The sequence below is a fragment of the Pedobacter sp. BAL39 genome, assembly GCF_000170795.1.
Lineage (GTDB): Bacteria > Bacteroidota > Bacteroidia > Sphingobacteriales > Sphingobacteriaceae > Pedobacter.
Map to the genome: position 1 here is coordinate 1 of NZ_ABCM01000002.1, position 24,432 is coordinate 24,432.

The 24,432-nt window shown below is 45.3% G+C and carries 22 protein-coding genes; 10 read left to right on the plus strand and 12 right to left on the minus strand.

The features are described from left to right. The first annotated feature begins 119 nt into the window (after positions 1-119). From PBAL39_RS02290 to PBAL39_RS24470, 3 genes are all read left to right on the plus strand, one after another. The gene (locus PBAL39_RS02290) at positions 120-1,226 is read left to right on the plus strand and encodes an acyltransferase (RefSeq protein ID WP_008237857.1); all 1,107 of its coding nucleotides are present in this window, start codon (positions 120-122) and stop codon (positions 1,224-1,226) included. 90 nt (positions 1,227-1,316) lie between these two features. Then, entirely contained in the window at positions 1,317-1,913 is a 597-nt protein-coding gene (locus PBAL39_RS02295) for a redoxin family protein (RefSeq protein WP_008237858.1), read from the plus strand. Continuing rightward, a complete protein-coding gene (locus tag PBAL39_RS24470; protein ID WP_008237859.1) occupies positions 1,913-3,814 on the plus strand; it encodes a response regulator in 1,902 nt (633 codons plus the stop codon). The genes PBAL39_RS02295 and PBAL39_RS24470 overlap by 1 nt, the downstream gene beginning before the upstream one ends. On the opposite strand, the gene PBAL39_RS02305 is transcribed toward PBAL39_RS24470, so the two are convergent. Further along, positions 3,804-4,208, minus strand: a complete 405-nt coding sequence (locus PBAL39_RS02305; protein WP_008237860.1) for a hypothetical protein — start codon at positions 4,206-4,208, stop codon at positions 3,804-3,806. The genes PBAL39_RS24470 and PBAL39_RS02305 overlap by 11 nt on opposite strands. 121 nt (positions 4,209-4,329) lie before the next feature. Here PBAL39_RS02305 and PBAL39_RS02310 point away from each other — a divergent pair, with 121 nt between their 5' ends. From PBAL39_RS02310 to PBAL39_RS02320, 3 genes are all read left to right on the plus strand, one after another. Next, on the plus strand, positions 4,330-7,662 hold the full coding sequence (locus PBAL39_RS02310; protein ID WP_008237862.1) for a SusC/RagA family TonB-linked outer membrane protein: 3,333 nt from the start codon (positions 4,330-4,332) through the stop codon (positions 7,660-7,662). Positions 7,663-7,684: 22 nt separating this feature from the next. Beyond that, entirely contained in the window at positions 7,685-9,163 is a 1,479-nt protein-coding gene (locus PBAL39_RS02315; RefSeq protein ID WP_008237865.1) for a SusD/RagB family nutrient-binding outer membrane lipoprotein, read from the plus strand. Positions 9,164-9,467: 304 nt separating this feature from the next. Then, on the plus strand, positions 9,468-11,426 hold the full coding sequence (locus PBAL39_RS02320) for a glycoside hydrolase family 97 protein (RefSeq protein WP_232282885.1): 1,959 nt from the start codon (positions 9,468-9,470) through the stop codon (positions 11,424-11,426). Positions 11,427-11,559: 133 nt separating this feature from the next. Here PBAL39_RS02320 and PBAL39_RS02325 read toward each other — a convergent pair whose 3' ends face one another. Together PBAL39_RS02325 and PBAL39_RS02330 are read right to left on the minus strand one after the other, a co-directional pair. Continuing rightward, positions 11,560-11,898: a hypothetical protein gene (locus tag PBAL39_RS02325; RefSeq protein WP_008237869.1), complete on the minus strand. Its 339-nt coding sequence runs from the start codon at positions 11,896-11,898 to the stop codon at positions 11,560-11,562. An 84-nt stretch (positions 11,899-11,982) separates the two neighbouring features. After that, entirely contained in the window at positions 11,983-12,360 is a 378-nt protein-coding gene (locus PBAL39_RS02330) for a hypothetical protein (protein WP_008237871.1), read from the minus strand. A 117-nt stretch (positions 12,361-12,477) separates the two neighbouring features. Between PBAL39_RS02330 and PBAL39_RS02335 the strand changes: the two genes are divergently transcribed. The 3 genes from PBAL39_RS02335 (at position 12,478) to PBAL39_RS02345 (ending at position 15,205) form a co-directional block, all read left to right on the plus strand. Next, a complete protein-coding gene (locus PBAL39_RS02335) occupies positions 12,478-13,212 on the plus strand; it encodes a hypothetical protein (RefSeq protein ID WP_008237873.1) in 735 nt (244 codons plus the stop codon). A gap of 137 nt (positions 13,213-13,349) precedes the next feature. Continuing rightward, positions 13,350-13,916 carry a DUF6620 family protein gene (locus PBAL39_RS02340; protein ID WP_008237875.1) on the plus strand — a complete coding sequence of 189 codons (567 nt, stop codon included), beginning with the start codon at positions 13,350-13,352 and terminating at the stop codon, positions 13,914-13,916. An 89-nt stretch (positions 13,917-14,005) separates the two neighbouring features. Further along, a complete protein-coding gene (locus PBAL39_RS02345) occupies positions 14,006-15,205 on the plus strand; it encodes a glycoside hydrolase family 99-like domain-containing protein (protein ID WP_008237888.1) in 1,200 nt (399 codons plus the stop codon). On the opposite strand, the gene moaCB is transcribed toward PBAL39_RS02345, so the two are convergent. From moaCB to PBAL39_RS02390, 9 genes are all read right to left on the minus strand, one after another. Next, on the minus strand, positions 15,206-16,114 hold the full coding sequence (moaCB, locus tag PBAL39_RS02350; RefSeq protein ID WP_008237889.1) for a bifunctional molybdenum cofactor biosynthesis protein MoaC/MoaB: 909 nt from the start codon (positions 16,112-16,114) through the stop codon (positions 15,206-15,208). It lies immediately after the preceding gene. A 1-nt stretch (position 16,115) separates the two neighbouring features. Continuing rightward, entirely contained in the window at positions 16,116-16,559 is a 444-nt protein-coding gene (locus tag PBAL39_RS02355; RefSeq protein WP_008237890.1) for a molybdenum cofactor biosynthesis protein MoaE, read from the minus strand. 2 nt (positions 16,560-16,561) lie between these two features. Next, positions 16,562-17,659 carry a ThiF family adenylyltransferase gene (locus PBAL39_RS02360; RefSeq protein WP_008237891.1) on the minus strand — a complete coding sequence of 366 codons (1,098 nt, stop codon included), beginning with the start codon at positions 17,657-17,659 and terminating at the stop codon, positions 16,562-16,564. Between the two features lie 5 nt (positions 17,660-17,664). Continuing rightward, positions 17,665-17,898, minus strand: a complete 234-nt coding sequence (locus PBAL39_RS02365; RefSeq protein WP_008237892.1) for a MoaD/ThiS family protein — start codon at positions 17,896-17,898, stop codon at positions 17,665-17,667. A gap of 115 nt (positions 17,899-18,013) precedes the next feature. Further along, positions 18,014-19,192, minus strand: a complete 1,179-nt coding sequence (gene glp / locus PBAL39_RS02370; RefSeq protein WP_008237893.1) for a gephyrin-like molybdotransferase Glp — start codon at positions 19,190-19,192, stop codon at positions 18,014-18,016. A 6-nt stretch (positions 19,193-19,198) separates the two neighbouring features. Beyond that, positions 19,199-20,179 carry a GTP 3',8-cyclase MoaA gene (moaA, locus tag PBAL39_RS02375; RefSeq protein WP_039865996.1) on the minus strand — a complete coding sequence of 327 codons (981 nt, stop codon included), beginning with the start codon at positions 20,177-20,179 and terminating at the stop codon, positions 19,199-19,201. Further along, positions 20,179-20,763, minus strand: a complete 585-nt coding sequence (locus tag PBAL39_RS02380) for an NTP transferase domain-containing protein (RefSeq protein WP_008237895.1) — start codon at positions 20,761-20,763, stop codon at positions 20,179-20,181. The genes moaA and PBAL39_RS02380 overlap by 1 nt, the downstream gene beginning before the upstream one ends. Before the next feature lie 2 nt (positions 20,764-20,765). Continuing rightward, positions 20,766-21,896 (minus strand): XdhC family protein, encoded by a 1,131-nt coding sequence (locus PBAL39_RS02385; protein ID WP_008237896.1) that lies wholly within the window; start codon positions 21,894-21,896, stop codon positions 20,766-20,768. A 131-nt stretch (positions 21,897-22,027) separates the two neighbouring features. Further along, positions 22,028-22,609 (minus strand): YdeI family protein, encoded by a 582-nt coding sequence (locus PBAL39_RS02390; protein WP_008237897.1) that lies wholly within the window; start codon positions 22,607-22,609, stop codon positions 22,028-22,030. 366 nt (positions 22,610-22,975) lie between these two features. Between PBAL39_RS02390 and PBAL39_RS02395 the strand changes: the two genes are divergently transcribed. Beyond that, complete coding sequence (locus PBAL39_RS02395; RefSeq protein WP_008237898.1) at positions 22,976-24,115, plus strand: formylglycine-generating enzyme family protein; 1,140 nt, start codon at positions 22,976-22,978, stop codon at positions 24,113-24,115. Positions 24,116-24,432 lie beyond the last annotated feature (317 nt).

Below are 24,432 nucleotides of genomic sequence, written 5' to 3' on the forward strand. Positions count from 1 at the left end.
CACCCTTTTTATATAAATTGATATAAATGCTCTAAAAGTGCAAAAAAATTGTACGGTTTGGCCCATCTTTTATATTTTACAAAAAATTCAAATTCTAACCAGTATATCAAACATTATCAATGAATAATAACGACCTGTCCGCCAAGCCACATTATCCTATATTGGACGGCCTTCGCGGTATTGCGGCCATTATCGTAGTCACCTTTCATCTCGCTGAACCTTTATCTACCAGTAACCTGGATAAATTTGTCAATCATGGGTACCTTGCGGTAGATTTTTTCTTTTTGTTGTCGGGTTTTGTGATCGGCTATGCTTACGACGACCGATGGAATAAAATGACCGTTGGGAGTTTCTTCAAACGCCGTATTGAGCGCCTTCAGCCAATGGTTATTCTGGGAATGACCCTCGGTGCCATCGGATTCTATTTTACTGATTCTACGCTATGGCCACTCATTCATACCGTACCTGTATGGAAGATGTTGTTGGTGATGCTGATCGGCTACACCATCCTGCCCGTGCCTTTATCGCTCGATATACGTGGCTGGGAGGAGATGCATCCCCTGAACAGCGTGGGATGGTCACTGTTCTTTGAATACATTGCCAATATTCTATACGCCATCTGGATCCGGAAATTTTCCAAAACCGCGCTGAGTATTTTAGTGCTGATCTCGGCGGTGGCACTTGCACATCTGGCGATAACAAACGGTGATGTGAGTGGTGGTTGGACGTTAAATGTGCAGCAGGTACGCATAGGATTTACCCGTGTCATGTTCCCTTTCTTCGCTGGTCTTTTACTTTCACGTGTTGCAAAACCAACCCACATCAAAAATGCCTTTTTGTGGTGCGGCATTTTAGTGGCTATCGTACTTTATATGCCACGTATCGGGGGTGCTGAGCATATCTGGATGAATGGGATTTATGAATCGGTTTGCATCATTATCATTTTCCCGCTAATTGTTTATGTTGGTGCCAGTGGAGTCATGCAAAGCCGCCGAGAAAACAAGGTTTGTAAATTTTTAGGCGATATTTCCTATCCACTGTATCTGGTACATTATCCCCTGGTATATTTTTATGTTGCCTGGATCAGCAATCATAAAGGCATAACGCTTGTGGAGGTATTGCCATACGCGTTACTCATTTTGATAGGAAGTATTATTTTGGCTTATTTCACCTTGAAGTGGTACGATGAGCCGGCCCGTAAATGGTTGCGGGCAAAATTTAAATAGATTAAAAAAAATAAATCCATACCACGATCATATCCGTACATAGCATCTAATGTCAATCGGGGGATTGATTTCAACGTAATTGGGGAGTTAATGAGAAAGTGGATGGTAGTCGTATGGCTGCTTATGCTGGCGCTTATTGTGTTCGGTTTTTTTTGGTTTAATCAATTGGTATATCTGCTACCGACGCCGGTTCCAGCGTCGTATCAGCAGGTGCACAATGGTGAACACATCGGGCTGCCATCATCCATTGCCCGTCAAAAGCACAAGCCTGTTTTGTTACATTTTTTCAACCCTGACTGTCCATGCTCCAGGTTCAACGTCGCGCAGTTTAATACATTGGTGAAAAACTATAGTAAGGACGTTGACTTTGTGGTCGTATTAATGACCAGTAAGAACTATAGCGCAAAAGACATCCGGAAGCGATTTGGCATTTCCGTTCCCGTCATCAGCGATGCGAAACTCGCCGCCTCATGCGGTGTTTATTCTACTCCACAGGCGGTTGTGCTGACGGATCAGCAGCAATTGTTCTATCGCGGAAATTATAACAAAAGCAGGTATTGCACAGATGAGGCCACCAGTTACGCACGCATTGCGTTAGATGGGGTGATTGCACACCGGAATGACCTGAAGTTTGATGCGATGGCGCTTAAGGCTTATGGTTGCACTTTACCTAATTGTAATTTGTAATGGGTGTTAAGAACTTGAAAAAGCCGTATCTTCAGGATGAAAGTTATATAAAAGACTTCAGGACTGACGTGAAGGAACGCTCTGATAAACTGATCAACTATTTTTTGATTGCTTTCTTTTTCGCCGGACTTTACTTTGCTACTTATTATGGTACCTGGGACATCGCTATTGGTGTGGGAGGGACACTGCTATTGGCTTATTATTCTGTGAAGTTACTATTACCATCTTCAGATCTATATCAATATGTGCTCAGTGTGTGTCTCGGCATTTTTATGGCGCAGTTTATCTTTCAGATGCATGGACTGTTTGAAATGCATTTTTTCGCATTTATTGGTAGTGCCATACTCATCACTTATCAGAAATGGAAGTTACAGATTCCTATTCTGGTCTTTGTGGTGTTGCACCATCTGGGGCTCAATTACCTGCAGAGCATAGGTTATGAGTCGGTCTATTTTACTCCGCTCGACTATCTTCAGTTTGAAACCATGGTGATCCATATTATCCTTACAGGAGTCATTTATTTCGTTTGTGGATTGTGGGCGTACCATCTGAATAAATACAATGTAGCTCAGCATGGAATGTTTCTTCATCTTGAAGAGCGGAAGAAATATGAGCAGACACTGGAGGAACTGAATGAAGAATTGTTGAGGTCGAGTCACGAGGCCGTACTGGCATGGGAGGAGGCAGAAAAAGCGAGAAGAGAAGCGGAGAAAGCCAAGCGGGAAGCGGAGCATGCAGCGGGTGCGAAGAGCATTTTTCTTGCGACGATGAGCCATGAGATCCGTACCCCCATGAATGGCGTAATGGGAATGACCTCCTTACTGAAGAATACCCCACTCTCAGCTGAACAGGCCGATTATGTCAATGTCATCAATACCAGTTCTGAGGCATTGTTGAGTGTGATCAATGATGTACTAGACTATTCAAAGATAGAATCAGGACACATGGATCTTCAGGAACGTACTTTTGAGCTCAAAAAATGTATCCTGGATGTGATTGATCTTTTTGCAGAGAAGTCTTTGATGTCTGGAGTGGCACTTAGATATGAGCTTGATCCCGCACTACCAAAATACATCATTACTGATGATCTGAGGTTGCGACAAGTGCTGATCAATCTTTTAAATAATGCGCTCAAGTTTACAACTGTTGGTCATGTTTTCCTGAAAGTGGGTCTGCTGAGGACCGTAGAGAACCGCATTACCATTGGTTTTGAAGTCCATGATACAGGTATTGGTATCCCCAAGAATAAAATTTCCCATTTGTTTAAGGCTTTCTCGCAGCTCGATTCTACCAGTCACAGAAAGTTTGGAGGCTCTGGCCTTGGATTGATCATCAGTGAGAAGCTTGTCAGTTTAATGAATGGCAGCATTGAGGTGAAAAGCAAAGAGGGGAAAGGATCCATATTTTCTTTTACCATTCAGGTTGTTGCTGATGAAAATAAAACAGATGATCCCGTTGAGGTGGTCCATAAAACCAGTGTTTTCTCCGCGGCCTTTGCAGAGAAAAATCCGCTGAGGATCCTGATTGCTGAAGATAATCCGATCAATATAAAACTGGCAACCACCATTTTACTAAAGCTGGGTTATCAGGCTGATGTAGCTCATGACGGTCATGAGGCTCTGGAGATGTGCATTGCAAAACGGTATGACCTCGTGTTAATGGACGTGATGATGCCTGAGATGGACGGGCTGGAAGCAACGCGGCAGATCCGCCTGTTAGACATTAAACAGCCGACCATTATTGCGATGACCGCTAATGCGATGAAGGAAGACCGTGAAAAGTGCCTGAATGCAGGTATGGACGAATACCTGTCTAAGCCACTGAATATGAACTTGCTGATGTCTACTCTGGAGCATACTGCCGCTGCGGTACATCACTCTCAGGACGGACTTATCTCGTAATTGAAAAATCAGAACACTTAAGGGTATTCATATTGAAAAGGCACTTGATGTCGTAATCACGCCGGTGTTCCGGCAAAAGGATGAGGGTTTGCTCTTCCTGATGTTCAAGATACCATATCGCATAGGCACCAATGATCTTTTCAGGAGCATTTAACAGCTCCGGCCTTGCAAATAAGGAGCCATCTGCAGCATAAAAGAAGAGATTGTCCCTGCCCGACTCATTAATGTCTGTGATCACCAGGATTTGCTGTTTATTTTCTAATAAAACAGCCTGAAAAATACGGTTATTGAAATTCAACTTTACTTCCTGGATGTCGAAACGCCATTTGATGGACTTTTCGTCTTCTGATATTTGAAATTTATTGATGCCGGCCATGGGAATGAAGGTAAACATCTAAGCTGAGCATTCAAACATAACCGTTAACTTAACTTTGAATTACTTTTTTCGTAATAGTCGATGCCTAATATTGTCGCCAATAGCCAAAGTGCTATCCATCAATAACACCGCATACTATATGAGAAATTTTACTTTACAAAAGTGCCCGCTATTCCTGCGCAGAGGAATCATTCCGTTATTTCTGCTGACAGGTAGTGGAGTGGCTATCACACAAGCATCGGCAGCTGTCGAATTGCGTAGCCTGAAAAAAGCAATTGACATTACCGGCAAGGTAACCGATAAAAATGGACAAGCACTTCCTGGCGTTTCTATCCGCGTAAAAGGATCAACCGGGGGAGCAACCACTGATACCAATGGAAAGTTTAGTCTGAATGTACCCGATGGCAAAGCCGTTTTGGTCATCAGCTATATCGGATATCGTACACAAGAGGTTCCTATAAATGGAAAAGTGACTTTTGATATCCAGCTTGATGAAGAGAACAATGACCTTACAGAGGTAGTCGTGACTGCTCTGGGTATTTCCAGGGAGAAAAAGTCGCTCGGTTATTCGGCACAGGAAATTAAAGGTGATGATTTGGACCGTGCCCGTGAAGCCAATTTTTCCAGTGGTCTTGCCGGTAAGATCGCTGGTGTAACGGTGATGAACAGCCCTTCTGGTGTAGGGGGCTCCGCACGGGTAACCATCAGGGGCGATAAGTCATTGAACATTAATAACAACCAGCCTCTATATGTTATTGACGGTATTCCGATCAGCAATGACAGTTATGGATCTTCAGGCAGTAATTACCAGGAGGTGGATTACGGCAACGGCGCTTCATTGATCAATCCTGACGATGTGGAGTCTGTCAACGTTTTGAAAGGCGCGAATGCTGCCGCTTTATATGGTTCCAGAGCTGCCAATGGTGTGATCCTGATTACCACTAAAAGCGGTAAACGTTCTAAAGGTGTAGGCATCAGCGTCAACTCAGGATTCACCCTAGAGTCGCCATTGGTACTCCCTGATTTTCAGAAGAAATACGGTCAGGGTAATGACGGGGAGTTTTCTTTTGTTGATGGTCTTGGATCAGGGGTACGTGATGGCGTGGATGAAAGCTGGGGTCCGGCTTTCAATGGCCAGCTGATCCCTCAGTTTGATTCCCCAACAGCTAACGGTTACCGTGGCGGCGACATCTACCTGATTAATGATGGTACCCTGGGTTCTGCGGCCAACCTCGCCGCAAGGGGCGCGATTACCGCTACTCCCTGGACCAATAAGTTCGACCTGAATGACTTCTACGAAACCGGCGTCACCCTGAATAATAATATCGCCTTGACCGGCGGCAACGACAAAGGAAGTTTCCGTGTTTCCTATACCAACCTTTATCAGAAGGGAATTGTTCCCAATACGGACCTGAAGAGAAATACCTTTGCTTTCAACTCAGAATACAACCTTACGCCGAAATTAAATGTAAAAGCCAGTGTCAACTACATCCTGAATGAAAGCGGTAACAGGCCCAATATCAGTTACGGTACTGAAAATATCATTTACCTGTTGAACAACTGGATGGGGCAGCAGGTAGACCTCAACTCTTTGAAAGACTATTGGGTAAAAGGAATGGAAGGCAGACAGCAGTTTAACTTCAATTACAACTATCATGACAATCCTTACTTCAACCTTTATGAAAACACAAATGCTCAGAATGCACATCGCCTGATCGGAAATGTGGCTTTAAAGTATGATGTGACCAATTGGTTGAATGTGATGATGCGTGCGGGTACGGATTATGGCAACGAGCTGAGGGAACGTAAAAGAGCATTCAGCACACAGCGTTATCCAAGAGGCGCCTACAGGGAAGAGCGTGTGGAGAATACAGAAACCAACCTGGATTTCCTGATCAACGCAACGCCTAAGATCAATGAAGACTTCAGTCTGTCCCTGAATGCTGGTGGTAATATGCGCATCAATAATAACGACCAGATCAGCACCTTTACAACAGAGCTGCTGACACCAGGTCTTTACAACCTGAACAATTCAGCAATACCCCTGGTGACGGAAGTTTTCAATCCTAGAAAAAGAGTACACAGCTTGTACGGAGCTGCTCAATTGTCGTTCAGGGACTATCTCTACATGGACATTACTGCACGTAACGACTGGTCAAGTGCCCTTACGCTGCCGGTAAACTATGCGACATTGGGGATCACAGATAATTCCTATTTCTATCCTTCTGTTTCCCTGAGCGCACTCATCAGCCAGATGGTAAAACTTCCAAAATGGATCAGCTATGGAAAGGCAAGGCTGAGTGTGGCCAAAGGTGGTAATGATACTGATCCTTATGCTTTTACTCAAGCTTATAATAAGCAGAATCCAATCGGCAGTAACCCGGTTTTCAATACCTCAGGCGTATTGCGCAACTATAACATCAAGCCGGAAATCAGTACTTCCATTGAGGGTGGTCTGGAGTGGAAATTCCTGGACAACAGATTGGGTTTTGATGTGAGTTATTACCATATGAATACTAAAAACCAGATCCTGAACAACGTTCCGGTATCCATCACCAGCGGATGGAATACACAAATCCTAAATGCTGGTGAAATCCAGAATTCGGGCATTGAGCTGGCGGTCAACACTACTCCGGTAAGAAGCCAGTTCAGGTGGGATTTTGACATCAACTTCTCGAAGAATAACAGTAAAGTGATCAGCCTGACGGATGACATCAACGTATATCAAATGGCGAGTAAGGAGGCCATCTCCATTGAGGCAAGAGTAGGAAACAGGATGGGCGATATGTATGGTGAGGTGTACAAAAGAGTAGAAGATACCAATAGCCCTTATTATGGACAGATCATCAACAATGAGACAGGAAGACCTTTAAGTACTGGTACGAGAGAGCGTCTTGGGAACTACAATCCCGACTGGCTTGCCGGTCTGAGGAACACTTTTGCCTATAAAGGGGTAAACCTGAGCTTTCTTTTTGATGTACGCCATGGTGGTAAGGTGTTCTCGCTGACACAGGTGGTCGGCAGGGAAGCGGGGCAATTGGAGGAGACGCTGCTTGGCCGTGAGAATGGATATGACCTTTCGTTGCCAGGCAATGGTGTGATCAGCCCTGGAGTGATCCAGAATGCTGACGGTACCTATCGCCCAAATGATGTGAAGCTGACGGCGAGGGCCTGGAACTCTGCGTTTACAAATGGTCGTTCCATAGCAGAACCTGTAACCTATAATGCTTCTTTTATTAAACTAAGAGAGCTGAGCCTGGGCTACGGCATTCCTTCGTCGTTCCTCCAGAAGTACAGGATCACCAATATGTCGATCTCTCTTGTGGGAAGAAATCTTTGGGTACACTCAAAAGTACCTCATATCGATCCTGAGCAGGTAGCGATGTCCGGAGGAACGTTTGTTCCGGGTGTGGAGTCATCGTCTATCCCGACAACCAAATCTCTTGGTTTGAACCTGAAATTTAACTTTTAATACCACTTGTAACCGCGATAAAATGAAAAACAACATAAAAATCACTTTTTTAAGTGCTGCCGTCTGCCTGTTCACACTTGCTGGGTGTACAAAAGATTTTGCAGAGAAAAATCAGGACCCAAATGCCATCACGGTGATCACACCAGATCTCTTATTACCATCGATCATCAGGACTGCTGTCAATACACAAATGGGGGAGGCCTGGGGTGTAGGTACATTAATTGTTCAGCAGACGGCCAAATATCAGTTTGTGGATGAGGACCGTTATGTGTGGGGCAACAAGGATGGTGTTTGGAATTCATATTATGGGATCATGCGCGACGTCAAAAAACTCACGGAACTGGCTGAGTCTTCAGCGCAACCTGCGTATACGGGTGTAGCACTGATCATGAAGTCATGGATGTTCTCGGTGATTACTGATGTATATGGTGATGTGCCTTATTCCGAAGCGACCAATGGAGATAAAAATGTGTTCAAGCCTAAATATGATACCCAGGAGAGCATTTATGAAGGAATATTGAAAGATCTTGAAAGTGCAAATACTATATTGTCCACAGCCAATGCCACCTTAAAAGGCGATCTGATTTATCAAGGTGATCTTTTGAAGTGGAGAAAACTGGCCAACAGTCTTCGCGTAAGGTACCTGATGAGGATGTCTGCAAAGAAAGATGTCGCTTCAAGGTTACAGCAAATTGTAACTAATACCGCAGAAAACCCTGTTTTCGTCAATAATACTGACGACGGTGATTATTCTTACTATGCTGAGGCGCCAAATCAGTTTCCGAACTATACCAACAGGATTGGAGGATTTGATGAGTATCGCCTGAGCCTCACCTTCGCAAATACACTTCAGTCATTTTCAGATCCAAGGATTGCGATATTTGCACGCCCTACATCCGGATCTGTAAGTGCAGGCAATCCGGTATATGTGGGCATGCCAAATGGACTGAATGATACTGAGGCTTTGAACTACAACGGTGGATCAAATAACATTAGCCGAATGGGTAGCTTTTATTATGAAAACTCAATTACTCCTGCGGGTCTTCTGGTGGCTAAAGGCTACATCATGGGCTACCCAGAGCTGCAGTTTCTGCTGGCGGAGGCAAAGCTTAAAAACCTGATCACAACGCCTACAACGGCGCAGACCTATTATGAAAAAGGTATAGAAGGAGCCTTCATTTACCTGAATACAACAATGCCATCCAACTATCTGACGCGTACCGGTGTACAGTTTGATCAGGCCAATGCATTGAAACAAATCATTACCCAGAAATGGATATCTCTTTTCTATACCGGTCTGGAGAATTGGTTTGAATGGCGTCGTACAGGATTCCCTGTATTGACAGCTGGTCCGGGTAATCAAAATGGGGGGCTGATCCCAAGAAGATACAGGTATCCTTTAAATGAGCAGCTTCAAAATCCGGCAGAGTTGAATACTGCTGTAGGGAGGCAAGGCGCTGACAACATCAATACACGCGTGTGGTGGGACAAGGCAAACTAACCTTAGTTCAACTGAACTGCAATTTTACTGAAAAGGGAACGTGAGTTCCCTTTTTGCTTTTCCGGATCTTTCAGTATGAGCAACGAAAGATCACCATCAAGGCCAATCTGATTTCTACTAAGGTTGATGTAAATGCGTAATGTGCTTGAATTCTAATAAAATGTTTATTTTAACGGTCTGATATACCAATCCCCAATTTCGCTGTGTACAGGATGAGAGCAGTTTGACCGGAACCGGGTGTGGCATTCTCTTTAACGCATAAAAGCATTTAGCAATAATAAATATCTCAAATACCTGATCAAATATGAACACACAAACAATGAAACCTTTCCTGATTGTATTGCTGGTCGTCCTGTGCAAGCTTTCTGTGGCGCAAAGCATTGCGCTCAAATCGCCAAACGGTAAACTGACTGCCGATATTGAGCTGGGAGACAAAATCTATTATGCAGTTTCCCTCTCTGGTGAGCGGTTGATTTCCAAAGCCTCGTTGGGACTTCAGCTGAAAGACCAGACCTTAGGGTCAAATCCCAAGCTGAAGAAGCAAACCATTACCTTGGTGAAGAATGAGCTGCAGCCGGTGGTGCCGCTTAAGTTTTCAAAAATCCACAATGAGTACCATCTGCTGAGAATGGATTTTGCCGGCGATTACGCCATAGAGTTCCGGGCTTACAATGAGGGGCTCGCTTATCGCTTCATCACCAGGAAAAAAGGCAGTGTTGATGTATTGGATGAAGCCCTTTCGATTCAGTTCCCAGCGGATTATCAGCTGCATCTTCAGCAATCCGGCGGATTTAAGACTGCGTATGAGGAGCCTTACACACACCTTTCATCGAATGCCTGGAAATCCTCCGATCAGATGTCTACGTTGCCTGTGCTGATCGATACACGTAAAGGGCCCAAAATATTAATTTCGGAGTCCGACCTTCAGGATTACCCGGCAATGTTCCTGAAAGGAAATGATAAAAATGGGATGATGGCCACTTTTCCGAAAGCTCCGCTTGAGTTTGGTGAAGACGGAGACCGCAGTCAGAAGATCTTAAAAGAAGCAGGTTACATTGCCCGCACTTCGGGAACCAGGAGTTTTCCATGGCGCTACTTTGTGGTCACAGAGGATGATGGTCAGCTGATTACGAATACCATGACTAAAAAGCTGGCGTCGGCAAGTGTGATCAAGGATCCTTCATGGATCAAACCGGGGCAGGTGAGTTGGGAATGGTGGAATGACGCTGCCCCTTATGGTCCGGATGTGAACTTTGTTTCGGGTTATAACCTGGACACCTACAAGTATTACATCGATTTCGCTGCCAAGTATGGCATCAAATACATCATCATGGATGAAGGCTGGGCAAAGGATACCAGGAACCCTTTTGAACCCAACCCGGATGTAGACCTTCAGGAACTGCTTTCCTATGGTAAACAAAAAAATGTAGGGATCATCCTCTGGCTCACCTGGCTTACCGTGGAAAATAATTTCGGGCTTTTTAAAACTTTCAGCGAATGGGGTGTGAAAGGTGTGAAAATAGATTTTATGGACCGCAGCGACCAATGGATGGTGAATTATTACGACCGTGTTGCCAAAGAAGCAGCAAAATATAACCTTTTTGTCGATTTTCATGGCTCGTTCAAACCCGCCGGACTGGAGTATAAATATCCAAATGTACTCTCTTACGAAGGGGTAAGGGGAATGGAGCAGATGGGGGGCGCTACGCCAGACAACAGCGTTTATTTCCCGTTCATGCGGAACGCTGCAGGTCCAATGGACTATACACCTGGAGCCATGTTGAGTATGCAACCAGAAGCTTATGGTGCGAGACGTCCGAATGCGGCAAGTATTGGTACAAGAGCTTACCAGATGGCGTTATTTGTGATCTTTGAAAGCGGACTTCAGATGCTGGGCGACAATCCCACGCTTTATTACCGGAATGCTGACTGTACAGATTTCATTACAAGTGTTCCCGTCACCTGGGATGAAACGCGGTCGTTGGCTGCCAAGGCAGGAGAATACGCTATAGTGGCAAAACGTAAGGGAGAGCAATGGTTCATTGGAGGAATGACCAATAATAAAGAAACTACACGCGAATTTGATTTGAAACTTGATTTTTTAAAGGAAGGACAATCTTTCAATATGGTCTCTTTTGAAGATGGTATCAATGCCGGACGTCAGGCAATGGATTACCGTAGAAAAGAATCGACCGTGAAGGCGGGCGAGACCATACATATTAAGTTGGCCAGGAATGGTGGCTGGGCAGCCAGGATCAATTAGGTCAACGACAAGAAGTACTTTTTTCTTTTAACACTAAACGGCCCCTGATCATTTGCTGAAGTTCAGGGGCCGTTTAGTGTTAGTAGTGTTTTTCAGCAATTGGTTGATTTGCTGCCACACTGCAATAAGCTGCTTAGGCAGGATCGTCTTCGGGCGCAGGATTTTCAAAGTCTGCATCATCGTCGTCCTCAGAGGTTCCGGCTTCGTCTTCTCCAGCAACAAGTGCATCGTCATCATCGTCATCGCTAAGGTCGTCGTCATCACTGAAATCATCGTCATCCTCGGGACCATCGATTTCGTCGTCTAACTGTGTACCTTCACCGTCCGCAAACTCAACTTCGTCGCTGGTGTATCCTGCGGTTTCTCCGCCTTCTTCCTGATTGTCATCCGCCTCGGCATTACGGCCGACCTGAAACTGTTCCAGTGTTGGGATCTCTTCTTCTTGCAATTGATTTTCTTGATTGTTTTCCATGTTCGTAGATTTTAGTAAAGAGAGAACAGGGCGAAAATGAATAAGTTTCATTAATATGTAAAGAACTATTGACGTGTGCTTTATCTATCCTTTTTCTGGAATGAAATTGTCTGAGGCATTCATTGCCAATGGGATATACAGTCGCTCCCATGTTTCTCCCTCAATCAGTTCCCAGCTGTGTCCTTTGCCAATGGTGTCTTCAGCGATTAAAATTATGCCGGGCTCAATGATGAAAGTAGTCCCGTCCGTGACCTTAAAACGCAGGGTTCCTTTCAAGGTTACGACATATTGGTTCCTTGGTGCCGGATGGCTTATTTTTTCATATTCATCAATTTCGTTCTGGATCCAGAAATTGCCGGTCTCCATAGGCATTTTTGTAGGAAGTTTACCAGGTTCAAATGTGCAGCCTCCATCGGGCGTATTGATTAGTCTGTAGGCGCGGATATAATTTGGGTCGGTCATAGGATTGTGCGAGTTATTACTGCTTCAAAGATAATGCTCCTGGTCAGCTTTAAAATTGATTGTTATGATGAATGTGTAAAATAGTTTTTGCTATATTCCATTCTAATTTAACGCCGCATGCAGAAGAATCAATTTACCTTTAACATCCAGACCCATGACTTTTGGCCAGTTTATCATGCCATTCACGAGTGCTATCCGATAGGAATTCAACGCGGTGAAGACCTTACCTATTTCAATTACCCTGGCATTCAGGCACTGGACAGGCGTGTGGTGGAGACCATTCATCATGAGAATGATTTTTACAAATCCTGGCTGGAGTTTGAGAACCGGTTGGCTGAGCATTACAACCTTGAGGTACGCGGTACCACTTACGGGCAGGCACCAAGTGTAAGTGCTGATCTGATGATTGAAAAAATAGAGTTGGAAGGCTTCAGTAAAGTCAAAAAGATAAGCATCGCAATTAGTCTTGTAGGTCAGTTCTTTACCATTTATGGTATAGATGAGAGTACGGTGGTAGAGCCAGTACTGGACTCGTATGACCGTAATTACCACTCAATTAATGCAGTAACGGCCTCTCCGCATCAAGAGTTCAGGCAGTACTTTGAACAGCTGAAGAGTATGATAGAAGAGCGCTACGAAGGCTATCGGTTTATTCCTTTTTTTGTCAATGATTTTATCATCAAAGGTTTGCAGGTCAGGTACCTGGATCATGAGGAATGTACAGTTTTTCAGGCGTTATTCAATCAGTCGCTGGACAACGCTCCATCAGGAACCATCAGAGGTGACCGTTATTATGGTCATGAGGAATGGAAGGTTGAAGGTGGTGAAAGTAAATTCTTCTTTGTAAAATAATTTACCATCAGTGTTTAGTTTGTTTTAATTGTAAATAGCTTTTTATCGAATGGATCTGAATAGGCATTAAAGTTGTGAATGAGATCATCTATCATTATGATCCAAATCTATATTGACAATTACAAATACCTTAAATTATGAGCAATCAAGAAAATCCATTGTTAGCGCCGATCCACGGCATTTCCCTGAAAGACTATGCCGCTATTGCGATGAAATTATCCACTGGTGTGACCGAAGAGGAAATCTTCAGGGCCCTGGGAATTGACAGTGTCATCTGGGATGAAGTGAATACCCTTTGGGGAAAACGCATGCAGGAGGATGTTAGTTATCAGTTGGTGACCTTATATGGTCAGTATTTCATGGAAGGTGCTACACATCCGAAGTTGGAGAGCATGCAGGCTGAAAGCACAGCGGAGGGGAATGAGAACCTGGAGAAAATTACCAATGACCGTTACTTCTATGAAGAGCTTTGTGGTGCCAGACAGGCGGCGTACGCCTACGGCATTGATGGTGCGCAGTGGATTCAGGATAACTATGGCATTAACCTGGGCGACTTCCAGGCGGTAGCCATGAAATGGATGACACAAAGCGACTACAATGACATGCACCAGTTTATCGATTACCAGCAGCAAAAACAGAAAGAGTATGCGGAGAAATTTGCGGCCCAACAGGGAGGTAATGTCGCAGATGATGTCAGCTTCTAAAAACTGATCAGGACAGTACAGGATACATTCTTCTGCCTAAAGGATTACATTTGGTGAGCTTCGTTCATGGAGCAGCCAAATGATCCGTTATGAACACAAAACAACTCCTGCAATTACTGGCTTTTACGGCCGTGCTGGCGACCGGTCCTCTCTTAAAAGGTCAGAAAAACAATGCCGCAAAAAACAGAAAATATGATGTTGCAGCCTTTCTGTATCCTGCATATGCCAGCGATGATCCACGTCTTCGACCGTTCTGGCCGGATGGCAATGGAGAATGGGAAACGGTAACGAATGTGCAGGATCGCCTTCCGGGCCATTACTGGAACAGGAAACCGCTGTGGGGGACAGTCAATGAGGCCGACCCTGCGGTGATGTCTATGGAAATCAATCAGGCGGTCAGTCATGGTGTGAACGTATTTATATTTGACTGGTATTGGTACGACGGGAGGGCTTTTATGGAGACTACGCTCGACAACGGTTTTCTGAAAGCAGACAATGTCAATCAGATGAAATTCTATCTCATGTGGGCCAATCATGATGTCGTAAACACCTGGGACACCCGCCTCAATAAATACAATGAAGAGAATGTCATCTGGACAGGAAAAGTAAATCGTACAGAATTTGAAAAGATCTGCAAACGTAATATTGAGAAGTATTTCAAACTGCCACAGTATTACAAGATCGATGGAAAGCCCGTATTTATGATTTATGATATGCCCCAGCTCATCGCTGGCCTGGGTGGCGTCGGTCAGGCCGAAGATGCCCTAAAATGGTTTAAAGAAGAGACAAAAAGGGCTGGTTTTCCGGGCTTGGAACTACAGCTCACCATGTGGTCTATCAATGTCAACCACAGTGGTTTTGATGGTTCTAAAACCAGTAATCCGGAAAATGCCTTCGTCAAACAACTGGGGTTTACCAGTGCCACACACTATCAGTTTGTCCATTTTACAGAAGTTAATAAAGATTATCTTGATATCCTGACAGCCGTCGAAAAGGAATGGGCGCGAATCGATACCGCTTTCGAATTCAATTATTATCCCCACATCAGCGTGGGCTGGGACAACAGTCCGCGGACAGGAAAAAGCGCCGTAGTGAAGAACAACACTCCTGAAAACTTCGAAAAAGGCCTTCGGATGGCGAAAGCTTATGCTGATGCCCACCCGAAGCAGGTACCGTTGATTACCATCAATAGCTGGAATGAATGGACTGAAACGAGTTACCTTCAACCAGATAATGTCTATGGTTACGGTTATCTCGATGCCATAAAACGTGTTTTTCTAGCGCGGTAGTTAATGTTTTTGCCCTTTATTTACCTTGAATAGGTGCAGTACCTGAGGGAATAAGGCATCAATGCTTTCCTCTACGCCCTTTTTAGATCCGGGGAGTGTCAGTATCAGGGTTTCTCCAATAAAGCCGGCAATTCCACGTGATAACATGGCGTAGGGCATACGTTCCTGGCCGTATCGTCTGGCGGTTTCCATGATTCCGGGGATCTGGCGATCAATAAGGGGTGCCAAGGCTTCAGGCGTTACATCACGTGGAGACAATCCCGTGCCACCGGTAAACAATAGCAGCTGATGGTTTTGACCGGCGATTTCGATAGCTTTTGCCCTGATGGCCTCCAGTTCATCGGGTACCACCTCGTAAATGGCAGTGCGGATGCCCAAATGCTCCAGTCGTGCAATGATTGCCTTTCCGGAGCTGTCTTCTGCCTGCTTATTGAATATGGTGTCCGAGCAAACCACCACGGCGGCCTGCAGATCGGGAAATTTGCTGTTCTTCAGGTCGGATTTTCCACCCGACTTTTCCAGTAGCCGTATATTTTGTATTTCTACCCCTTTGTCAATTGGCTTTAGCATGTCATACATGGTCAGTGCTGTAACAGAGGCGCCATGCATCGCTTCCACCTCAACACCTGTTTTGTATACGGTGTGCACTTCAACCGTGATGAGCACACTCAGTTCTTTTATTTCGTAGCTGATGGAGGTGTATTCTATCGGCAGCGGATGACAGTCTGGTATCATGTCGCTGGTACGTTTAACACCAAATAAACCCGCAGCACGTGCAAACTCGAAGACATCGCCTTTTGGGATCTTGCGTTGCAGGATGGCGTCAATGGTCTCCTGCCTTGATACTTTTACCGTTGCCGTGGCAATGGCCACCCTAAGGGTGCTTGATTTTTTTGTAATGTCTACCATTTTAGCTGTTTTCTTTCCACTGATGAGTATCGTTGTCAAAAAGCTCTTTACCCCATATGGGCAGCTCCGTCTTGATGCGTTCCACCACCTCCGCGCAAGCATCAATGGCAGGTTTTCGGTGTGCGGATGAGGTAAACACAAAGAGGCAGATGGCGCCCGCTTTTACGGTACCAAGGCTATGATGGATGTGCATACAGCTGAGGGGGTATTTTGCGAATATTGCTTCGCGGATCTCATGCATCTTCTCCAGGGCGGCTTCTTCATAAGCGGTATATTCAATTGCCGTCACGAAACGACCATCAACTTCATCTTTCCGCACCTGGCCCATGAAGATGCTATGGCCACCAATTGCCGTTTTTGAGCTATGTTTACCGATGCTGTCGGCAATAAAAGCAGGTTCGATCGGTCCCGTGCTGAATATGTTTTTTATCTTCTTATTGTCCATCGTTAAAAATGATTGCGCCACTTTACAATTCCACCTTTCAGGCTGTAGATGTTTTTGGTATGGCCGTATTTTTGAAATAAGGATTCTGCTGCTGCCTGGCTTCGGATTCCGTGCTGGCATAGCAGTACAATGTTTGTTTCGTCGACATCCGACCGCAGGAATTCGCTGAACTCCGACATTGGTATTTTACGATATTGCGCTGCATCGAGCGTTGGGAATTCATGACGTTCCCTGACGTCAATGAGCAGGGTAGAGGCTTGCTGCTGAAGCTCCTGTAATTGCGTGGCATCGATTTCCAGGTAATCCTGTGTCTGTTCTACCGGGGATGGAGTATGCATGTATAAAAATTCTTTTTCTGTATCTGCAAAGGTATAGTTGTTTGCGGGGCTGATGTTCATTTCGTATTGCTGCCCAGTCAGCAGGTGGTAATGTCGTATTTTGTTGATCAGGGGATCACCAATGCCTGTAATCAGTTTAATGATTTCCGCCGCCGCCATGGTTCCGATGATGCCGGGAAGAACACCCAGTACACCTTCTTCAGCGCAGTTTGCGATTTCTCCTGGTTCCGGAGAAACAGGGAACAGGTCGCGATAGTTGGTTCGATCTTTCGATCGTTCCCCTCCATTGAAGATTGCCAGCTGTCCTTCATAACCGGAAACGGCCGCAAAGATCAAAGTTTTTTTTAGCAAAACACAGGCGTCATTAATGAGGTATCTCGATGTGAAATTATCTGTCGCATCGAATACATAGTCATACGGTTTTATGATGTTCAGGATGTTGTTTGCTTTGACAGATAAAGGTTGACTAATCAGTGTGATATCTGGATTTAATTCATGTAACCGTTTTACTGCGGCCTCAACTTTTAAATGACCCAGATTATCGTCGCCGTACAGGATCTGCCGATGCAAGTTCGATAAAGAAACTGTATCATGATCCACAATTCCTATATGCCCGATGCCGGCGGCAGTGAGGTATTGCAGGGCCGGGCATCCGAGGCCACCAGCACCAATCACCAATACACGTGCTCCCGCAAGTCTAAGCTGCGCCGCTTCGCCGAATCCCTGAAGGATGAGTTGTCTGTTGTATCGTTCTGTCCTCATATCAACTATCCACCGGAAAATGGGGGCATGATTGCTATGGTGTCCTGATGTTTGATCTTCAGGTTGTGCTGTACGATGTTTTTGTTGAGGGCAAGTTTGTATTTCATTGCAGCCAGTTGCGGGAATTGCGCTTCAAGATAAGCCTTCAGCTCATCCGTACTATCGAGGTCCGTAAGCGTTATTTGCTGATGGCTGATGAATTCGGATATTTTACCGAAACTGATGATCTCTATTTCCATATTTTCAATCTACGAATAAGATGTTGTTTTTTTAATAATTTGCTGTGTCTTCAGCTCCAGGTTTTATCACCTGCTGGAACGGTTGCCAGCATTTTCAGTTGTCGGCCCACCCTTTTTATCCGGGTAACAACATCACTTTGACATGGTCCCCTGTTTTAAATTCCTGCGTGTTTTCAGGTAAACAAATCAGACAGTTGGCGTTTGCAAAAGAGCTGAGCCTGAATGATTCCTGTGCATGTAGTGCAGTTGCTTTGCCATTTTCATAATGACCTTTCAGAAACTGAAACAGCCCTGCAGGTTTTTGATAGCCGTGACTAAGCTGAGCCTCAATTTCCTTCACGCTGTTGTCTTTTCTCGACAAAGTTTTTAGCGCTGGGAGTACATAGTTGTAATAACAATTCAGCACAGAAGATGGATTTCCCGGTAGCCCGAAAATCAGTTTTTCCTCCTTCATGCCGAAGAACAATGGTTTCCCAGGTTTCTGTTTTACTTTGTGAAAGATCTGCTGGATACCGCAACGTTGTGATGCTTCAATCACAAAATCGTAATCTCCCACACTTACCCCCCCGGTGAGTAGAATAACATCATTTTTCTCGAGCTCTGACTTCAGAACGGTAGTCAGTATTTCAAGATCGTCGTCAGCTTCGACAATGCTCAATTCTCCAATACCTTCTGCCTTTAAGGCGGCAGAGAGGGAGTAGGAGTTGGACTCATAAACCTGACCGAAGCTCAGGGCCTGTCCAGGTTGCTGAAGTTCCTTTCCTGTGAGGATGAGGGATACCCTGGGCATCGGATAGACTTCGACATTGGTAATGCCAATCCCGGCAAGAAATCCCAGTGCGGCCGGGCCAAGTAAACTTCCTTTGGGCATGGCCAGTGCACCGGCTCCGACTTCAGCACCTCGCTCACGCACGTTGGCGCCCTTTACCAGCTGGAGATCATCGACAACCACTTTGATACCCTGGCGAGTGACTTTCTCCTGCATCACAACAGTGTCGGCGCCTTCAGGTAGTGGTGCTCCTGTAAAAATCCGCGTGCTCTGGCCATTTCGTATCGTCAGCTGCGCAGCCGTGCCAGCAGCCATTTCTCCGATTACAGAGAGTTCTAAATCCCGGTCGCCGAAGATAAGGGCATATCCATCCATGGAGGACTGTCTGAAAGCAGGGATGTCATATGGCGCATACACATCCGCGGCAAGTGTGTGTCCGAAGGCGGCTCTCAGCTCCGATGTGACGGGCTGAAGTGGCCTTATGTTCGCGTTGATCAGTTTTTTTGCCTCTTCTACGGTAATCATGTAAAATTATCCCCCAATGGTAATCATGCTTCTGTTTTTAATGTCTTCAGCATTCAGGTTTTCAAAATGTGTTTTAAGCTGTCCTCCGAGTTCCTTTTTTTTACTCCAGATGGAAGCCTGAATCAGTGGTAATACCGGCTCTCCATTCCTCAATGCTGTTAACAGATCCGTCTCACCATCAGAGAACAGGCAATTTTTTAACTTACCGTCGGCAGTGAGGCGCATCCTGTTGCAGCTGCTGCAAAAAGGGGCAGTCATAGTGCTGATGATGGCAAAAGACCCCTCATGGCCGGGAATCAGAAAACTTTTCGCTGTATCATGAGCTGCACCTTCAACAGGCAGAACGGTAAAGTCCTTCGCGATGGATGCCAGGATCTCCTCCAGTGAAAACATCTTGTTGCTGGTCCATTTATTGCCACTAAAGGGCATGAATTCTATAAATCTGATTTGTATGGGATGGTGTTTAGTCCAGTCGATGAAATCCTTGATCTCATCATCATTAAGTCCTTTCATTACCACCATGTTTATTTTTACTTTAACCTTGTGGTGAAGCAGCAGCTCTATGTTGCTGCGTACCTGATGGAACACGTCGCGGCGGGTAATGAGCTTGAACTTTTCCGGTTGAAGGGTATCCAGACTAATGTTGACCGTTCTGATCCCTGCTTCCAGCATGACGGGCAACATTTCGGCAATGCGCGTACCGTTGGTTGTGATCACCAGCTCTACAGGGAGTTTTCCGAGCGCTGAGATAATGGCCGCTGCATCTTTGCGTACGAGCGGCTCACCGCCGGTCAGACGGATTTTTTTAACTCCCTGGGCGACGAATGTACCTGCAAGTTCCATGATCTCATGCGGTTGCATGAGTCTGGATGCGGGACTAAAATCGTAATCCTCCTCCGGCATACAATAAAAGCAGCGAAAGTTGCAGTTATCAGTTAGTGATATCCGCAGGTAATCATGCACTCTTCCAAAAGAATCTGCTATCATTATGACTGGATTAAATGTTTATAGTCTTGTTCCGTGTCAATGTCAATATGGCCAAGCTCAAAATCAATGGCATCAACATCTTCACTGTATAATTTTATCAGGCTTTTTGCTCCGTTTTTTCCCTTGAGGGACAACAGGGCTTCAAAATATTTCTTATTGAACAGGGCAGGGCTACCCAGGGTACCTGAATAGCTGCTTGCCACAATTCCTTTTCCGCTGCTTTGCTGTTTTTGGATGAGGCTTTCCAATACAGCTGACCGGATGAAAACCTGATCTGCAACCATCAGGATGATGTTGTCCAGTTCAGGGGCCATTTTTATTGCCTCAGATAGTCCGGCAATGATGCTGGAGGACATTCCTTGTTGCCAGTGGTCATTGATGAGGTATGAAGCGGCCTGCAGTTGTTGTGCGGTGATCTCTTCAGCATATGCACCGAGCACCACAATCAGTGGTTTACATCCCGTTTTAAGTGCTTCTGCAGTGACAATATCCAGAAATGTTTTTCCCTGATAAGTCATTAGCTGTTTAGGTTTGCCCATCCTGCTTGAATTTCCCGCCGCCAATATGATCATCCCTGTTCCCATCGCTAGCCCTGAATGATTTCATGAATGTGGATTGCTGTTTTTTTATCCTTTAACGGGATGGCTGAAGCCCCGGAAAAGACAGCTTTAATTTCAGACAATATGGAGATGGCAATTTCTTCAGCAGTTTCCGCACCGATGTCCAGACCTACTGGTCCATGGAGCCGTTGCTCCTTGCGACTTTCGTCCCTGTCCAGCTCTTCCAGCATCCTGATGAGCTTTTTTCTGGGACCCAATGAGCCGATGTATCTGGTGCTGGTATCCATGAGGAGGTTCAGGAGTTCCATATCGTAATTATAATTATGTGTCATCAGCACAAAAGCCGTCTGTTCATCAATAATTATCTTTTCCATCAATTGTGCCGGCTTTGCAACCCATACTTCTTTAGCATGCGGAAAACGCGTTGCCGTGGCATGGGTAGGACGCCCATCAACCACCATTACTTCCCAGCCCAGCAGCCAGGCCATTTGTGCCAGTGGCTGTGCATCGTTGCCCGCTCCGGCGATGATCAGCGAAATGGGAGGGGGGATAAATTCCAGCAATGCTTCGCTGGCTACATCATCGATGCGGTAGGATTTTACAACTGACCCTTTTCGTTCCAGCACCCGATGCGCATCAGCACGCAGCTGACCGGTTATCTTGCTGTTTTTTTTACTGATATTACCTTTGATTAACAACTGATCTGTATTCAGAAACATGCAAGTACCAGGCTGTTGCTGGTCATGCAGGGAAAACAGCACCGCGAGGACACTGTCTTTCCGTTGCTCCTGAACTGCAGTCAACAAAGCAATGGGATGCAGTTCATCTGCTGTATTGATGGGTTCAAAAAGAATATATACAATGCCATTGCATCCCAACTGAACACCCAAGCGCGCATCGTCTTCATCTGTGGTGTCATAGGTGACCAGTTTGTTTTCCTGCTGATGGATCGCAGCGCGCGCCTTTCTCAGCGCATCACCTTCCAGGCAACCCCCACTGATGGCACCCGTAAGTTGACCGTCTTCCGTAACCAACATCCTGGCACCGGCCCTTCGGTAAGACGAACCTTCCACCTTCACTACAGTCGCCAGCGCAGTTCTCTTGCGTTCTTTTTCAGCAATGTGATAGGCCTTTAAGATGTCAGCAATCTCTTTCATGTGATAATTAACAGGGCAATTGATGGATTCAACCAAAGATAACACCCATCAGGGTGCATTTTTTTATGAATTTCAAACAAAATCTTATAAATAACAAATAAAGTACACAAGGACGACTTTTGTTTCGATTACTATCGGAATTGTTTTGGTTTCAGCTGCTGAGCAGCAAGAGTCGCAATTTCGTCGATTCTACGCTGCCTGGTTTCCGGGCGTTTTGCCAAAACCAGCCATTGCAGGATGGCTTTTTTTGCAGATGGGCTTAAGCGCTCGAAATAGATGATTGCTCCTGGATGGCTTTGAAGTTGCTGTTGCAGATCTGCCGGTACGATCAGTTCTTCTGCCTCGTCTAATGTTGTCCATGATCCATTTTGTATTGCATTTTCGATACAGACCTGACCGGCCGGAGTCATCAGTCCATCCTCAATTAGTTTCCTGACCTTTTCCTTGTTGATCTTTGACCAGACACTTCTGGGTTTTCTCTTGCAAAAAAACTGCCTGAACTGATCGCTTCCAAGAGAGATCCGCGTACTGTCTATCCATCCAAAGCAAAGTGCCTCGTCGACAGCATCACTATAAGTCACCGTGGGGATACCCGCATTTTTCTTGTGATAAACAAGCCAGACAGACTGTTTACACTCATGATTTTTTATCAACCATGCCCTCCAGTCCTGCCGGCTTGCAGGACAAAAAGTTTCCAGCTCTTTTTCTCCCATTTGCTGATTATTTCATAACGATGATCACCATACCTACAATAAACATACCTAATAAATGATAACTTCCGGTGATGACGCCATATAGGATCGGCCTTGAAATATTGGGGTTAATGGCAAGGAAGCTACAAAAGCCAGGAATACGCTTACCGGGTTCAAATTTGCTAATTGAATGATCATAAATTGTTTTTTACATTGTGTGCCGCAAATTTAAGATGCCAAATGACGGAGGTATGTCAGGGGTGGGTGAGGCGTCACATAAATAAAATCCTGGGTTAGTATAAATAATGTATAGTTGATTTGTAGTCTTTATGGAAAGCACTATATTTGATGGGTACCGAACCTTAAATATCTACAGAAGTAAAGAATATGCGAAGAGACCTCACCAAATTACTTTTCCTGATGTGCACAACCCTGGAGATGGCTTGCAGCGGGGGTAAGGCAAATAATGTCTCCGGAAGTACTGATAATCGAAAACTATATAAAGATTCCGTTGCCATTTGTTGTGAATCCAATATCCCATCCCGTTTTGCGGTTCAGAGACTGGATGCTGCAATCAAACCGCTGAAAGGTATCGTCCGTAAAAATATGGTCTGGATTGATGGAGGAACATTCTCTATGGGTGCGGACAATGATCAGGCCGCTCAGGATGAGTATCCTAAACATAATGTAACGGTAGACGGGTTCTGGATAGATGTTACTGAAGTCACCAATAAACAGTTTGCTGAATTCGTGAAAGCAACAGGTTATGTGACGACTGCCGAAAGAAAACCCGATTGGGAAGAACTGAAAAAACAAGTTCCTCCCGGAACGCCTAAGCCCGACGAGAGTTTGCTGGTGCCGGCATCGCTTGTTTTTAAAGCTCCCGGAAATGAGGTGTCCTTAAATGATTATACCCAATGGTGGGAGTGGACAAAAGGGGCAAACTGGAGAAAACCACATGGCGCGGACAGTGAATGGAGTGCTAAAGATGATTACCCCGTGGTTCATGTCTCCTGGGAAGATGCGCAGGCTTATTGCAAATGGGCAGGCACTAGGTTGCCTACAGAAGCAGAGTGGGAGCTGGCCGCCAGAGGACGATTGAAAAATAATATCTATCCCTGGGGCAATGAATCTGTGAATATCGGAAAACCCAAAGCCAATTCCTGGCAAGGTACATTTCCTGTCAAAAACACGCTGGAGGATAAATACTACCTTGCGGCACCTGTAAAATCTTTTCCGCCGAATGGATACGGATTGTACGATATGGCCGGCAATGTATGGGAATGGTGCGCCGATCTCTACCATAGCAATTACTACCAGGAGGTAAAATCCGGAGTCAAAAATCCCAAAGGCCCGGGCAGCAGCTTCGACCCGGATGAACCGCATACAGAGAAACATGTGCTGAGGGGAGGTTCCTTCCTGTGCAATGACAGCTATTGTTCTGGATATCGCGTTGCCAGAAGGATGAAAAGTAGCGGCGACAGCAGCATGGAACATGTTGGATTCCGTTGTGTCCGCGATAAATAACATGATCTCGTCAAATAGTCCATTTTCACATCTGTTGGAAATCAGTGATTTAAGAGAATAAAAATAAAAACAATTAAGTATACTGTTTTAGTCGTCTTTTCACTATGTTTGCAGGACAACCAAAAGAAATTCGGCTATGCCTGCTTCTGTTCAAACTCAACCTTTCTACCCTTTGACTCCGGCTCCGGAGTTGTTCACATTCAGTGCCTGTCGTCCCTATACCTGTTGTTGTAGTGACGACAAGGTATGCTGCAAGCCGTTTTAGTCCAGTCAGACAGCGGTAATTACCTATGCGGGTAACAGACTGAGTGCAGGGA